Source organism: Tenacibaculum soleae, from assembly GCF_001693415.1.
GTDB lineage: Bacteria > Bacteroidota > Bacteroidia > Flavobacteriales > Flavobacteriaceae > Polaribacter > Polaribacter soleae.
Genome location: NZ_MAKX01000001.1, coordinates 202,902 through 217,771, shown reverse-complemented (window position 1 = coordinate 217,771; position 14,870 = coordinate 202,902). Strand labels below are relative to the sequence as shown.

General features: G+C 31.8%; 13 protein-coding genes. 11 read left to right on the top strand and 2 right to left on the bottom strand.

What is annotated here, in order from left to right:
- The 8 genes from BA195_RS00965 (at position 1) to recQ (ending at position 12,357) form a co-directional block, all read left to right on the top strand.
- Positions 1-3,141, top strand: coding sequence for a TAT-variant-translocated molybdopterin oxidoreductase (locus BA195_RS00965; RefSeq protein ID WP_068701521.1), 3,141 nt, complete (start codon positions 1-3; stop codon positions 3,139-3,141).
- A gap of 26 nt (positions 3,142-3,167) precedes the next feature.
- Positions 3,168-4,565, top strand: a complete 1,398-nt coding sequence (nrfD, locus tag BA195_RS00960; protein WP_068701519.1) for an NrfD/PsrC family molybdoenzyme membrane anchor subunit — start codon at positions 3,168-3,170, stop codon at positions 4,563-4,565.
- The gene (locus BA195_RS00955) at positions 4,555-5,082 is read left to right on the top strand and encodes a DUF3341 domain-containing protein (protein ID WP_068703864.1); all 528 of its coding nucleotides are present in this window, start codon (positions 4,555-4,557) and stop codon (positions 5,080-5,082) included. Before nrfD ends, BA195_RS00955 begins: the two co-directional genes overlap by 11 nt.
- A 9-nt stretch (positions 5,083-5,091) precedes the next feature.
- Positions 5,092-5,637, top strand: coding sequence for a c-type cytochrome (locus tag BA195_RS00950; RefSeq protein ID WP_176714932.1), 546 nt, complete (start codon positions 5,092-5,094; stop codon positions 5,635-5,637).
- A 22-nt stretch (positions 5,638-5,659) separates the two neighbouring features.
- The gene (locus BA195_RS00945) at positions 5,660-7,204 is read left to right on the top strand and encodes a quinol:cytochrome C oxidoreductase (protein ID WP_068701517.1); all 1,545 of its coding nucleotides are present in this window, start codon (positions 5,660-5,662) and stop codon (positions 7,202-7,204) included.
- Between the two features lie 34 nt (positions 7,205-7,238).
- The gene (locus BA195_RS00940; RefSeq protein ID WP_068701515.1) at positions 7,239-8,246 is read left to right on the top strand and encodes a cytochrome c oxidase subunit II; all 1,008 of its coding nucleotides are present in this window, start codon (positions 7,239-7,241) and stop codon (positions 8,244-8,246) included.
- Between the two features lie 29 nt (positions 8,247-8,275).
- Positions 8,276-10,045 (top strand): cytochrome c oxidase subunit I, encoded by a 1,770-nt coding sequence (locus BA195_RS00935; protein ID WP_068701513.1) that lies wholly within the window; start codon positions 8,276-8,278, stop codon positions 10,043-10,045.
- A 197-nt stretch (positions 10,046-10,242) separates the two neighbouring features.
- Positions 10,243-12,357: a DNA helicase RecQ gene (recQ, locus tag BA195_RS00930; RefSeq protein ID WP_068701511.1), complete on the top strand. Its 2,115-nt coding sequence runs from the start codon at positions 10,243-10,245 to the stop codon at positions 12,355-12,357.
- Positions 12,358-12,409: 52 nt separating this feature from the next.
- Here recQ and BA195_RS00925 read toward each other — a convergent pair whose 3' ends face one another.
- Both BA195_RS00925 and BA195_RS00920 read right to left on the bottom strand, forming a co-directional pair.
- The gene (locus BA195_RS00925; RefSeq protein WP_068701508.1) at positions 12,410-13,027 is read right to left on the bottom strand and encodes a hypothetical protein; all 618 of its coding nucleotides are present in this window, start codon (positions 13,025-13,027) and stop codon (positions 12,410-12,412) included.
- The gene (locus BA195_RS00920) at positions 13,011-13,493 is read right to left on the bottom strand and encodes an RNA polymerase sigma factor (protein WP_068701506.1); all 483 of its coding nucleotides are present in this window, start codon (positions 13,491-13,493) and stop codon (positions 13,011-13,013) included. The genes BA195_RS00925 and BA195_RS00920 overlap by 17 nt, the downstream gene beginning before the upstream one ends.
- Before the next feature lie 119 nt (positions 13,494-13,612).
- On the opposite strand from BA195_RS00920, the gene BA195_RS00915 reads away from it, so the two are divergent.
- Genes BA195_RS00915 through BA195_RS00905 form a run of 3 tightly spaced genes read left to right on the top strand, consistent with a single transcriptional unit; the run spans position 13,613 to position 14,870 of the window.
- On the top strand, positions 13,613-14,119 hold the full coding sequence (locus tag BA195_RS00915) for a GbsR/MarR family transcriptional regulator (protein ID WP_068701504.1): 507 nt from the start codon (positions 13,613-13,615) through the stop codon (positions 14,117-14,119).
- A gap of 38 nt (positions 14,120-14,157) precedes the next feature.
- Positions 14,158-14,529: a hypothetical protein gene (locus tag BA195_RS00910; protein ID WP_068701502.1), complete on the top strand. Its 372-nt coding sequence runs from the start codon at positions 14,158-14,160 to the stop codon at positions 14,527-14,529.
- Positions 14,526-14,870, top strand: coding sequence for a hypothetical protein (locus BA195_RS00905; RefSeq protein WP_141677634.1), 345 nt, complete (start codon positions 14,526-14,528; stop codon positions 14,868-14,870). Before BA195_RS00910 ends, BA195_RS00905 begins: the two co-directional genes overlap by 4 nt.

The window sequence follows — 14,870 nt, the reverse complement described above, 5'->3', positions numbered from 1 at the left end:
ATGGCTTCAAACAAAAAATACTGGCAAAGTGTTGAAGAACTAAAAGGTAGTTCTGTTGTTGAAACGCTACGTAATAATGAGTTTGTACAAGATATTCCTACAGATGAGTTTTTAGGTGATAAAGAAACGTTAGAAACATCATCAACTTCGCGTAGAGATTTCTTGAAATATGTTGGATTTACAACCGCGGCAGCTTCTTTGGCAGCTTGCGAAGGTCCAGTTAGAAAATCAATCCCTTATGTAGTACAACCAAATGATATTGTTGCAGGTGTTGCTGATTGGTATGCAACTACAATTGCTGATGGTTTTGATTTTGCAAACGTATTAGTAAAAACGCGCGAAGGACGTCCAATTCTTGTAATGCCAAACAAATTGGCAGGAGGAGAAACAAATGCACGTACACAAGCTTCTGTTTTATCATTATATGATAGTGAATTACGTTTAAAAGAACCTCAAGATAGAGAGTCTTTTTTAACTTGGCAAGATGCGGATTCGAAAATTATAGCAAAATTAAACGAATTAAAATCTGCTGAAGAAGAAGTAGTTTTATTAACAGGTACTTTAGCGAGTCCGTCTACTGATAAGGTAATCGCTGATTTTACAACTGCTTATCCAAATGTAAAACATGTTGTTTATGATGCAATTTCAGAAAGTGGAACTGCAGATGCTTTTGAGGCTATGTATGGTACGCGTGCTTTACCTAACTACGATTTTAGTAAAGCTGAAGTAATTGTTTCTATTGGTGCTGACTTCATTGGAGATTGGCAAGGTGGTTATGAAAAATCATATGCTGATGGTCGTAGACCTGAATCTGGTAAAATGTCTTACCATGTTCAAATAGAAAGTAATATGTCTTTAGCAGGTGCAAATGCAGATAAAAGAATGGTTGTAAAACCTTCTGAACAAGTATTTGCCTTACTTAATTTATATAACGCTGTAACTGGGGAATCTCTTCCGTCAAAAGCAACGAAATTAGATGCGGAAATTAAAAAGCTAGCAAGCGATTTAAAGAAAGCAGGATCTAAGGGGGTTGTTGTTACAGGATTAAATGATAAAAACGCACAGTTAATTGCATTTGCAATTAACGAAAAATTAAATAGTGAGATATTTAATACCAAAGATGTTAATTTAACTCGCCAAGGTAACGATACTCACGTAGCTCAATTAGTAGCTGATATTAAAAATGGTAAAGTAAAAGGTTTAATTACTTATAATACAAACCCTTTATATTCTTTAGCAAATGCAGCTGATTTAGCAGAAGGAATTAAAAAGTTAAAATTATCTGTTGCAATATCTACTCAAAAAGATGCAACAACTAGTGCTGTAGAATATGCATTACCTGCACCTCATAATTTAGAGAGTTGGGGAGATGTAATGGCTACAAAAGGCATATATAGTTTAATGCAACCAACTATATCTCCATTATTTAATACACGTCAGTTACAAGATGTATTATTAAAATGGTCTGGTAGTTCAGTAAATTATTACGACACCTTAAAAGAATTTTGGAGTGCTAATGTGTTAGGTGGGGCATCATGGAATCAAGCATTACATGACGGTTTCTTTAAATCTGAGATGTTATTAGGAGAGGAAGCTTTTGAAACTTCAGTAGTTATAAATGAAACAGCAGTTCAGCTAGTAAGATCAGCAAATAAAGCATCAGGTTTTGAATTAAACTTGTATTCATCAACGGCATTAGGTGATGGTAAGCAAGCAAATAACCCTTGGTTACAGGAATTACCAGATCCTATTACACGTGCAGCTTGGGATAACTATTTAACCGTTTCTATGGCTGATGCTAAAGAATTAGGTTTTGAAAATCCAGTAAAAGACAACGGAGCGATTAATGGTAACTACGCAAGTGTAACAGTAAACGGAGTAACTATTAAAAATGTACCAGTAATGATTCAGCCAGGTCAGGCAAAAGGATCGGTTGGTTTAGCATTAGGTTACGGTAGAACACAAAATTTAAAAGAAGAGATGCAAGTTGGTATCAACGCGTATCCTTTCTTAAAAGATGGAAACAATGTACAATACAATGTTTCGATAGAAAAAACTTCAGGATGGCATAAGTTTGCTTGTACACAGGTGCAGAGTACTCTTGCAGGTCGTCATGATATTTTAAAAGAAGCTACTTTAAAACAAGTAACTAACAAGAACTTAGATCCAAAACATACTTGGAATAAGCCAGCAATGGTTTCTTATGATCATCAAGAAGTTGAAGCGAAAAGCATCGATTTATGGGATGATCACGATAGAAGTATAGGTCATCACTTTAACTTATCAATCGACTTAACATCTTGTACAGGTTGTGGAGCATGTGTGGTAGCATGTCATGCAGAGAACAATGTGCCAGTTGTAGGTAAAGACGAAGTTCGTGTAGGTAGAGATATGCACTGGTTACGTATTGATCGTTACTATTCATCTACTGTTTCAGATAAACAACACGAAGCTTCAATGACAATTGAAGAGTTTAGAGCTGAAAATCCAAGTTTAGCAAATAAAGATGTTGAGAGAAAGTATACAGAAAGAGTTTTAGAATTAAGTAAAGGAGATTTATTTGACGCTTTAGAAAATTCTGCTGAAAATCCAGAAGTAGCTTTCCAACCAATGATGTGTCAGCACTGTAATCACGCACCATGTGAAACAGTATGTCCAGTAGCAGCAACATCTCACGGTCGTCAAGGTCAAAATCAAATGGCATATAACAGATGTGTTGGTACACGATACTGTGCAAACAACTGTCCATATAGAGTGCGTCGTTTTAACTGGTTTAATTACTCAGAAAATGAAGAGTTTGACTTTAACATGAACAACGAATACGGTAAAATGGTATTGAATCCAGATGTAGTAGTTCGTTCTCGTGGGGTTATGGAAAAATGTTCAATGTGTATTCAAATGACACAAGCAACTATTTTAAAAGCTAAAAAAGAAGGTAGAGCAGTAAATAAAGATGAATTTGAAACAGCTTGTTCATCAGCATGTTCTACAGGAGCAATGGTTTTTGGAGATATTAATAACTCTGAAGACACCGTTGCAGCATTAAAAGAAGATAACAGAGCATTCCACGTGTTAGATTATATTGGTACAAAACCAAACGTAGTGTACCAAGTGAAAGTAAGAAATACAAACGAAGCTTAATAGTAAATTAATAAGTATACAGATATATGTCGTCTCATTACGAATCATCTTATAGAGAACCTTTAATACTTGGTGACAAGAGTTACCATGATATTACTGAAGATATTGCAAGACCTATTGAAGGTAAAGCAAACAAACATTGGTATGTAGCATTCTATATTTCTTTAGCAGCAATGCTTTGGGGATTTGGATGTATCTTTTACACCGTCGGAACAGGAATTGGTGTTTGGGGATTAAGTAAAAACATTGGCTGGGCATGGGATATTACCAACTTCGTATGGTGGGTAGGTATCGGTCATGCTGGTACACTAATTTCAGCAGTACTACTTTTATTTCGTCAAAAATGGAGAATGGCAATTAACCGTTCTGCCGAAGCGATGACAATTTTTGCGGTATTCCAAGCAGGTTTATTTCCAATTATTCACATGGGACGTCCATGGAATGGATATTGGGTATTGCCAATTCCAAATCAATTCGGATCGTTATGGGTAAACTTCAACTCACCATTATTATGGGATGTATTCGCAATTTCTACGTACTTGTCAGTATCATTAGTTTTCTGGTGGACTGGTTTATTACCTGATTTTGCAACAATTCGTGATAGAGCTGTAAAGCCATTTCAAAAGAAAATTTACGCATTGTTATCTTTCGGATGGTCTGGTAGAGCAAAAGATTGGCAACGTTTTGAAGAAGTATCATTAGTATTAGCAGGTTTAGCTACTCCATTAGTACTTTCAGTACATACAATCGTATCGATGGACTTTGCTACTTCTATTAACCCAGGATGGCACTCAACAATATTTCCACCTTATTTCGTAGCAGGAGCAATCTTTTCAGGTTTTGCAATGGTACAAACCTTATTAGGTATTATGCGTAAGGTTACTAATATGGAAGCATACATTACACGTTTGCATATTGAGTATATGAATATCGTAATTATTTTAACAGGTGGTATTGTAGCAGTAGCGTACGCAACTGAGTTTTTTATAGCTTGGTATACAGGATCTCCTTATGAAAATTACACGTACTTATCATTTGGTGCAGAAGCAGGGGCTTATGGATGGGCATTTTGGTCATTACTAATCTGTAACATTTTTACACCACAGTTATTATGGTTTAAAAAAATAAGAAGAAGTTTTATTTGGTCTTTTATCATTTCAATTATTATTAATATAGGAATGTGGTTTGAGCGTTTTGATATTATTGCAATTGTATTAAGTAAAGGACATTTACCATCAACATGGTGGCGTTTTGAACCAACTTTTGTTGATGTAGGAATCTTTATTGGTACTATCGGATTTTTCTTTGTATTATTTTTATTATATGCAAGAACCTTCCCTGTAATTCCAACAGCAGAGATTAAAACTATTTTGAAATCATCAGGTGAGAATTTTAAAAAATCAAGAGAAAACAATGAGCACTAATAAAGTAATTCACGCATTATATAATGATGATGATATCTTAATGGATGCTGTTAAGAAAGTCAAGGCAGAAAATCATCATATTGAAGAAGTATTTTGTCCATTTCCAGTTCACGGACTAGATCAAGCAATGGGATTAGCACCAACACGTTTAGCAATTACAGCTTTTATGTATGGTATTACAGGTTTATCAGTTGCTATTTGGTTAACATGGTATACTATGATTGCTGATTGGCCGCAAGACATTGGAGGAAAGCCAAATTTTTCATGGGCAACTAACATGCCAGCATTCGTGCCTATCATGTTCGAATTAACAGTTTTCTTTGCAGCACACTTAATGGTGATTACTTTTTACATGAGAAGTAAAATATGGCCATTTAAAGAAGCTGAAAACCCAGACCCAAGAACAACAGATGACCATTTTTTAATGGAAATACCTGTAAATGGTAATGAAGAAGAATTAACTTCATTATTAGAAACAACAGGAGCTGTTGAAATTAATGTAGTAGAAACGCACTAATAAAGAGATATGAAAAGTTTAAAAATAATTATCACTTTAGTTGCAATAGTAAGCTTAGCTTCTTGTAACAATAAACGTAAACCACAAGTACAATATATGCCAGATATGTATGTATCTGTACCTTATGATGTAAATGGTGCTGATGGTTTAAATGCAAAAATGGTAAACAGATTACCTGTTGCAGGTACAGTAAGTAGAAAAGGTATTGTAGCTTATGATATTCCAAATACGCAAGAAGGGTATGAGAAAGCAAAAGCAGAGTTAAAGAACCCATTACCAACTACTGAAAAAAGTTTAGCAAAAGGTAAAGAATTATACGGAATTTATTGTGCTACTTGTCATGGAACAAAAGGTGATGGTAACGGAGTTTTATCTCAAAGAGATAAATTTAACGGTATACCAAACTATAAGGATAGAGATTTAAATCCTGGTAATATTTACCACGTAATCATGTATGGTAAAAACCTAATGGGATCTCACGCAGCACAATTAAAGTACAATGAGCGTTGGCAAGTTGTACAGTACGTTGAGAAATTAAGAAGCGAATTAAAATAAGTATATAATAGATAGTTAAGATATGTACAAGTTTTCAGGAAAATTAAAAATGCTTGCTATTATTTTAATGGCTTTAGGACTTATAGGAACTGTTTATAGTTTCTATAGTGCTCCAAAAACATTAAAAGAAGCAAAAGAAATTTTAGCAAAACAGCACGATGCTCACGGAAGTGATCATGCAGTAGCTGATTCTCACCAAGTACAAACAACACATGTTGTAGCTGCAAAAGAAGAAGCAGTAACTGATACACACATTGATGATAGTACAATAACTAAGGCAAAAGAAGAAACTTCAGTAGCACATACTAAAGATAGTGTAGCTACTCATACCGAAGTAATAAAAGAAGCTCATAAAGAAACAGCAAATGTAGCACATGACGATAAAACCAATCCTCATGCTGAAAATCATGAAGATGCACACGCAGAACATGCTTTTCATCAAATGCAAAATCGTCCTTGGGCAGCATTTTTTGTAGCACTAATGTTCTTTTTAGGAGTTACATTATTAGTATTAGCATTTTATGCAATTCAAAGAGTAGCACAAGCAGGTTGGTCAATCGTATTATTTAGAGTAATGGAGGCTATTACAGCAAACATTCACTATGTAAGTGTTGTAATGTTAGTGTTTTTAATTGCTACATTTATGCATATGAATCATTTATTTCCTTGGATGGGTGAAGGTGTTTTTGACCCTCAAAGTCCAAATTATGACCCAGTTGTAGATGGTAAAAAATGGTTTTTAAATACGCCGGGATGGTTAATTAGGAGTATCTTTTATTTAGTAGTTTGGAATGCTTACCGTTTCATTATTAGAAAAAGTTCTATTGAACAAGATAATGGAGATTTAAAATTGCATAAGAAAAATTATAATCTTTCAGTAATATTCTTATTCTTATTTATGATTACTGAATCTATGATGTCATGGGACTGGATTATGGGAATAGACCCACACTGGTTTTCTACATTATTCGGATGGTATGTATTAGCTACTTTCTTAGTATCAGCATTAACAGTAATTGCGTTTGTAACTATTTATTTAAGATCAAAAGGACACTTACCATTTGTTAACGATAGTCATATTCATGATTTAGCAAAATATATGTTTGGTTTTTCAGTATTCTGGACATACTTATGGTTTGCACAGTTTATGTTAATTTGGTATGCCGATATTCCTGAAGAAACAACTTATTATTTGTTACGTTTTAACGAATATAAAGTACCTTTCTTAGCAATGGTAGTAATGAACTTTATCTTTCCAATATTATTATTAATCAACAGTGATTTTAAAAGCATTCCTTGGTTTGTAACTATTGGAGGTGTTGTAATATTAGCAGGTCATTACTTAGATTTATTCGTAATGATTATGCCAGGAACAGTTGGTGCTCAATACGGATTTGGAGTGGGAGAAATTAGTGGTATATTATTCTTTTTAGGATTATTTATCTACGCAACATTTAGCGCATTTGCAAAAGCAAATCCACTAGCAAAAGGAAACCCATTCTTACACGAAAGTGAAACACACCATTACTACAATATCCAACACAGAGGAGAAGATAGTAAACATTAATAATTATAATTAATAAACAAATAGTTTAGATAATATGCTCGCTTTATTTTATATTTTCATAGCAGTTGCAATAGGAGTTAGTTTTTGGCAAATTACTCGTATTATGAATCTTCGTTCTGTAATTGCTACAGATAAAGACAACGAAACACAAGGTAAATTAGCAATAGGGTTTTTAGTTTTCCTATACGCAATGATGATTTACTGCTTAATAGCAATGAATGTAATTATGTTACCAGAATCTGCTTCGATCGAAGGAGAACACGATGATAACTTATTTAATATTACATTTTGGCTAATCGGTATTGTACAGTTTGCAATGCAATTCTTAATTTTCTTTTTTACTTATAAGTACAGAGGAAAAAAAGAAAACAAAGCGTTATTTTATGCAGATAGTCATAAGTTAGAATTAATATGGACAACTATTCCAGCTATAACAATTGTTCTTTTAATTGGTTACGGTTTATGGGCTTGGAATAACATTATGTACGTTGGTGATGAAGAAAATCCTATTGAAATTGAAGTGTATTCAAGACAATTTGATTGGCAAGCACGTTATGCTGGTGAAGATAATGAGCTAGGTTTAGGAAATGTAAACTTTATTAAAGGTATCAATTCTATGGGAGTTGATATGTCTGATCCAAGTGCACAAGACGATAAAAAAGTAACCGAATTGGTTTTACCAAAAGGTAAAAAAGTATTGTTTAAATTCCGCTCACAAGATGTATTACACTCAGCTTATATGCCTCACTTTAGAGCACAAATGAACTGTGTGCCAGGTATGGTAACTCAATTTGCATTTACACCTAAATATACTACTGAAGAAATGCGTATGCAATCAGAAGTAATAGCAAAAACCGAAGGAATTAACAAAATAAGAAAAGCAAAAGGAGAAGATCCTTATGAGTTTAATTATTTACTGTTATGTAATAAAATTTGTGGTGCTTCTCACTACAATATGCAAATGAAAATCACCGTTGTTGAAGAAGCTGAATACAACAAGTGGTTATCAGAACAAAAAACATTAGCTCAAGTTATTAAATAAGATATTTTTTTAAAGTATATATATAGATTATGTCAGATCATCACCACAAAGAAACATTTGTAACTAAATACATCTTTAGTCAAGATCATAAAATGATTTCGAAACAATTTCTTGTTACGGGTATATTTATGGGAGTTATAGGAGGTTTTATGTCTATGTTATTTCGTTTGCAAATTGCATGGCCAGAAACATCATTTTCAATAATTGAAGCATTTTTAGGAAACCATCAAACAGATGGAATTATGAATCCTGATATGTACTTAGCATTGGTAACAATTCATGGTACAATAATGGTATTCTTTGTTTTAACTGCTGGTTTAAGTGGTACATTTTCAAATCTGTTAATTCCATTACAAATTGGTGCTCGCGATATGGCATCTGGTTTCTTAAATATGGTATCTTACTGGTTATTTTTCTTATCATCAGTAATTATGATTATTTCATTATTTGTTGAAGCAGGACCAGCATCAGCAGGATGGACAATCTACCCTCCTTTATCTGCATTACCACAAGCAATTCCAGGTTCAGGTACAGGGATGACATTATGGTTAGTATCGATGGCAATTTTTATTGCATCATCATTAATCGGATCGTTAAACTATATCGTAACTATTTTAAATTTACGTACCAAAGGAATGAAAATGACAAGATTGCCATTAACAATGTGGGCATTCTTTATTACAGCAATTATCGGTGTAATTTCATTTCCAGTATTATTATCAGCAGCATTATTATTAATTTTTGATAGAAGTTTTGGAACATCATTTTTCTTATCAGATATTTTTATCTCAGGAGAAGTGTTACACTACCAAGGAGGATCACCAGTATTATTTGAACATTTATTTTGGTTTTTAGGTCACCCTGAAGTTTATATTATATTATTGCCAGCATTAGGATTAACATCAGAAGTAATTTCAACAAACGCTCGTAAGCCAATTTTTGGTTACCGTGCAATGATTGGATCTATTATGGCGATTGCATTTTTATCTACAATTGTATGGGGACACCATATGTTTATCTCAGGAATGAATCCATTCTTAGGTTCTGTGTTTACTTTTACAACAGTATTAATTGCAATTCCATCAGCAGTAAAAGCATTTAATTATGTAACTACTTTATGGAAAGGTAATTTACAATTAAATCCAGCTATGTTATTTTCTATCGGATTAGTTTCTACGTTTGTAACAGGTGGTTTAACAGGATTAGTTTTAGGAGATTCTGCTTTAGATATTAATGTACATGATACCTATTTCGTTGTAGCACACTTTCACTTAGTAATGGGGGTATCTGCATTATTAGGTATGTTTGCTGGTGTATATCACTGGTTCCCTAAAATGTATGGTAGAATGATGAATAAAACATTAGGTTACTGGCACTTTTGGTTAACAATTATTTCTGCTTACGGAGTATTCTTTCCAATGCACTTTGTTGGATTAGCAGGTTTACCACGTCGTTACTATACAAACTCAAACTTTCCAATGTTTGATGATTTAGTAGAAATTAATGTATTTATGACTTTAATGGCATTTTTAGGAGGTGCTGCTCAGTTAATATTTTTAGCCAACTTCTTTATCTCTATTTATAGAGGAAATAAAGCAGAACAAAACCCTTGGAAATCGAATACTTTAGAATGGACTACTCCAGTTGAACATATTCATGGGAACTGGCCAGGTGCTATTCCTGAAGTTCACAGATGGGCTTATGATTATAGTAAAACCGATGAAAATGATGAGTATGTACACGGAAAAGATTTCGTATTACAAACAACACCATTATTAGACGGAGAAGAGCCATCTTAAACAAAATTATAAATAATCAATTTTAGATTATTACATTATAAACCTGAACAATATATTATTGTTCAGGTTTTTTTGTCATAAGATTTACAACCATAATAGCTCTTAGTTATTTTATATAAAGAAGAATACCCTTGTTTAATTTATTGAAAATAGTTTGTGTTTGACTATACGAATAATTTTATGATTATTTTTGTAATATGATGCAGGTAACCCCAAAAGATTTATTAGAAAAATTAAAGGCAAACTTCGGATATGATAGCTTTCGATTAGCACAACAAAAAATAATTGAAAATGTTTTAACCAAAAAAGATACCTTGGTAATTATGCCAACTGGTGGTGGAAAATCGATTTGTTTTCAACTTCCTGCATTATTTTTTGAAGGTATCACCATTGTTATTTCTCCATTAATAGCTTTGATGAAAGATCAGGTTGATAGTTTAAAGGCAAACGGAATACCTGCAACGTATTATAATAGTAGTCAATCTCCAGAAGAACAACAAGAAGTTTTTGATGCGGTGGTACAAAAAAATATAAAGTTGTTATATGTGGCTCCAGAAAGCTTATCATTGCTTCATAATATTTTAAATCAAAATTATATTAGTTGTATTGCCATAGATGAAGCTCATTGTATATCGGCATGGGGGCATGATTTTAGGCCAGCCTACAAACAACTTTCTTTCTTAAAAAAATCACTACCAGACGTTCCAATAGTAGCCTTAACAGCAACAGCTGATAAAGCAACACAACAAGATATTTTAGAACAATTATCAATTCCTAATGCCACGAAATTTGTAAGTTCTTTTAATAGAGAAAATATTAGTTTAACAGTACGACCTGCAAATGATAGAGTACAACAAATTATAAAATTCATTAATAAAATACCAAATGAATCTGGAATTGTATATTGTTTAAGTAGAAAAGCGACCGAACAACTAGCAAGTAAATTAAAACAACAAAATATCAATGCTAAGGCATATCATGCAGGTTTAGCATTTGATGAACGTGCAAAAACACAAGAAGATTTTATAAAAGATGATGTGCAAATTATTTGTGCAACCATAGCTTTTGGAATGGGAATTGATAAATCTAATGTTCGTTGGGTAATTCACTACAATATGCCTAAAAATATTGAAGGATATTACCAAGAAATAGGGCGCTCGGGTAGAGATGGATTGCCAGCACAAGCATTACTTTTTCATAGTTATGCAGATGTAATTCAATTACGTCAATTTATTGCAAATACGGGGAATAAAGAAGTACAAGAGGCAAAATTAGAACGAATGAAACAGTTTGCAGAAGCAACGGTTTGTAGGCGTAAAATATTGTTGAGCTATTTTGGAGAGTTAATTGAAGAAAATTGTGGCAATTGTGATGTGTGTAAAAACCCTCCTAAGTTTTTCGACGGAACAGTAATTGGACAAAAAGCACTGTCCGCTATTTATCGACTACAAGAAAAAGAAGCAATGGGGACGGTTATAGATGTACTTAGAGGCGCAAAAAATGCTAATATTTTAGATAAAAATTACCAAACCTTAAAAACCTATGGAGTTGGAAACGATATCTCTTGGAAAGATTGGCAACACTATATAATTCAGTTAATGAATCAAGGGTATTGTCAAATAGCATTTCATTTAAACAATACGTTACAGTTAACTGAGTTTTCTAAAAGAGTACTTTTTGATGGAGAAAAAATTCAATTAACAATTCCTGTTGAAATCAAAACAGTAGCTAAAATTGCAAAATCAAAAAGCAAAAAAGCTATTAAAGCAACCGTTAAAGATACTTTGTTTGAACGTTTACGAAAATTACGATATCGTATAGCGCAAGAAGAAGATATTGCCGCATACTTAGTATTTAGTGATGCAACTTTACGTGAATTAGAAAATGAACGACCGCAAACGGATAGTGCATTTTTAGCGATTAGCGGGGTAGGACAACGAAAGTTAGAAGTATATGGTGGTGAGTTTATGGAAGAAATAAAAAGTTTTGTAAAAGAAAAAAAGAAAGGAAAAAAAGACACGACTTTAGAAACCTATAAGCTTTACAAAGAAGGGTTTTCAATTGATGAAATAGCAAATAAGCGAAATTTAAAACCACAAACCATATTTTCGCATTTATCCAAGTTGTATTTAGAAGGTAAAGAGGTAAGTTTAGATGAATTTATTGATGCATCAACTATTAAGCTAGTAGCAAACGCCAAAAAAGTACTAAAAGATGAAACAGCTTTAAAACCGTATTTCGAATTTTTAGGCGAAAAAGTTCCCTATGAACAAATACGAATAGCATTGACGATTTTACAGAAAAAACAGTAGTAAATTATACTAAAAATAAAAAGGAATTACATTTATAGTAATTCCTTTTTTATTAGGCTTTTAATTCTTCCATTTCTTTAATAATAGTATTTAATTTTGATACATACACTCCGTACATAATTTTAGTTGATAACAGATACACTAAAGTACTTATAAGCGAAACAAATAATGCGATAACAAAACCAATACCTAAAACTTCAATAAAAATGGCATCATCAGAAATAAATCGTGATAAAAAACTATTTTCTTTTATAAAAAAAGAAAGCGCAAAAATTGAGATAATGGCAACAGGTATTCCAAAGATAAACAGTTTTTTTGTAGCTTTCATTATCGAATACATAACGTTTTTATATTCCTTTAAATAGGTTAAATTATCTGATTTAACATCAATAGTATGAAACCTTTTTAAAAGCCGTGAATTAAAAATGTACAAACATAAAATTAAAAAAGTACCATACAATCCAATAATGGTTTCAGATAAAAGAATACCTCCTATAGTAACAATTCCTGCCATAGGCAATAAACCTTTATTATCAAGTTCGTAGGTTCTTTTAATTTTATTAATAATTAATTTAGATTTTTGATTGTATAGGTTATTTATTTTAGGAGTAATTAAAGTATCTTCTTTAATAAAGGCTTCATCCCATATTTTTTCAATTGATTTTTCCATCTAATAATATTTTTAATTGTTTTTTAATTCTGTTAATACGAACCGCAATATTATTGGTGCTCGTTCCTATAATTGCAGCAATTTCTTTGTAAGGGTTTTCTTCTAAATGCAATAAAATAATAGCCCTGTCGGTTTCAGATAATTTTTTAATAGCATCATATAAAAGATTCAAATCTTCATTTTTAAATGCAGTGTTTTTTTCTGACTCTTCATGAAGTGTTTCAGGGATATTATTTCTTCGTTTGTTTCTTTTATTTAAGGTTAAACAAACGTTTAAAGTAATTCGATAAATCCAAGTACTCCATTTCGATTTTTCCTGAAAAGCATCTCTGCTTTTCCAAATTTGTAAGCATGCTTCTTGGTAAAAGTCTTCAAAATCTTGTTGTGAATCTGTATATGCCCTGCATAACTTAATAATAAGACCTGCATGTGGTAATATAGATGTTATATAAAAATCGTTACTCAAAGTTGTTTTTATTAATTAGTATTCGCTTAATTAAAAGTATTACAAAATAATTTAAAAAAAATCAATATTTTATTTTCAGTAATTATTGAAAGTTTAATAATTAGTGTTATATTTGTAGTATGAATTTAGATGAAGCAAAATTAAAATACATTCATACTTGGGGAAGCTTAGCTACAAGTTGGGGAATTAATAAAACAATGGCGCAAGTACACGCTTTATTGTTAGTTTCCAACAAACCAATGTCTGCAGATGCTATTATGGAAACTCTAAAGATATCTAGAGGAAACGTAAATATGAATGTAAGAGCGTTAATAGATTGGGGAATCGTAAGCAAAGAGTTTGTAATAGGAGAGCGCAAGGAATTTTTTGTTGCTGATAAAGATATTTGGGAATTATTTAAACAAGTTACCAAAGAGCGCAAGAAAAGAGAGATTGAACCTGTTTTAAAAGTTTTAGATGAGTTACAAAACGATGTAAATGATAATTCTGAAGATGCGATGGAGTTTAAAAAAGTAATGAAAGATTTAGCTACCGTAACAAATGCAGTTAATACTATTCTTGATAAAACAATTAAGGCTGATGAACACTGGTTATTATCGAGTTTTACAAAAATGATAAAAAAGTAAAAAAATTTAAAATAAAACTTTCAAATATTTCTGAAACTATGAAAATAAACATCTTAATAATAACATGGATTAATAGAGTTTTAATGATTCCGTTTTTAATGCTCTTAATTTTATCAATTTTAGAAAATGATTTCCTCTCTTTAGCAGCTGTTTTAGCCTTTGTGATAGGAATCTTTCATGTGTTTTCATTCTTACTCACTTTATTTTATTCAGGTACTATTAGCAAGTTAGAACGGAAATTAATGTTGATTTATGGTGCGTCAGTTGTGCTTTTTTTTAGTGCTTGTTTTTTTGTTGGTGAGTATAATATCGGCAAAAACCATATTATTTATTACATATTATGTGCTATACCAGTAATTTTATCAATTCATTGGACTTATATTTTAGAAATGATAAAAAAAGAAATATGAGTCAATTCACATACATGATATACCTATTACTATCAAGTACAATTGTTCTTTGGGTAGGAGAGGCTTGTTATAAAAATGGGCAAGTATATATTCTAAATTATTTTCTTGATAGAATCAATTTTGGAAACGGTATAAATAATCTTTTAAGAATCGCTTATTATTTGTTAAACATTGGTTTAATCGTTTGGAGTTTAAATACAATGAATCATATAAATAGTTTAGAAGAAGTAATACTAGAAATAACAAATAGGTTAAGTTATATGATTCTTATAATTGCCTCACTCCATTTTATTAATATTTATACAGTTTATTTAATTCACAAACACTTTAAAAATCAATAA

Excerpts from the sequence above, each read along its gene's own strand:
- BA195_RS00910 (WP_068701502.1), top strand. The coding sequence starts at position 14,158 with ATGAAAATAAACATCTTAATAATAACATGGATTAATAGAGTTTTAATG.
- BA195_RS00905 (WP_141677634.1), top strand. The coding sequence starts at position 14,526 with ATGAGTCAATTCACATACATGATATACCTATTACTATCAAGTACAATT.
- BA195_RS00965 (WP_068701521.1), top strand. The coding sequence starts at position 1 with ATGGCTTCAAACAAAAAATACTGGCAAAGTGTTGAAGAACTAAAAGGT.
- BA195_RS00955 (WP_068703864.1), top strand. The coding sequence starts at position 4,555 with ATGAGCACTAATAAAGTAATTCACGCATTATATAATGATGATGATATC.
- BA195_RS00925 (WP_068701508.1), bottom strand. The coding sequence starts at position 13,027 with ATGGAAAAATCAATTGAAAAAATATGGGATGAAGCCTTTATTAAAGAA.
- BA195_RS00950 (WP_176714932.1), top strand. The coding sequence starts at position 5,092 with ATGAAAAGTTTAAAAATAATTATCACTTTAGTTGCAATAGTAAGCTTA.
- BA195_RS00945 (WP_068701517.1), top strand. The coding sequence starts at position 5,660 with ATGTACAAGTTTTCAGGAAAATTAAAAATGCTTGCTATTATTTTAATG.
- BA195_RS00940 (WP_068701515.1), top strand. The coding sequence starts at position 7,239 with ATGCTCGCTTTATTTTATATTTTCATAGCAGTTGCAATAGGAGTTAGT.
- BA195_RS00935 (WP_068701513.1), top strand. The coding sequence starts at position 8,276 with ATGTCAGATCATCACCACAAAGAAACATTTGTAACTAAATACATCTTT.
- recQ (WP_068701511.1), top strand. The coding sequence starts at position 10,243 with ATGATGCAGGTAACCCCAAAAGATTTATTAGAAAAATTAAAGGCAAAC.
- BA195_RS00915 (WP_068701504.1), top strand. The coding sequence starts at position 13,613 with ATGAATTTAGATGAAGCAAAATTAAAATACATTCATACTTGGGGAAGC.
- nrfD (WP_068701519.1), top strand. The coding sequence starts at position 3,168 with ATGTCGTCTCATTACGAATCATCTTATAGAGAACCTTTAATACTTGGT.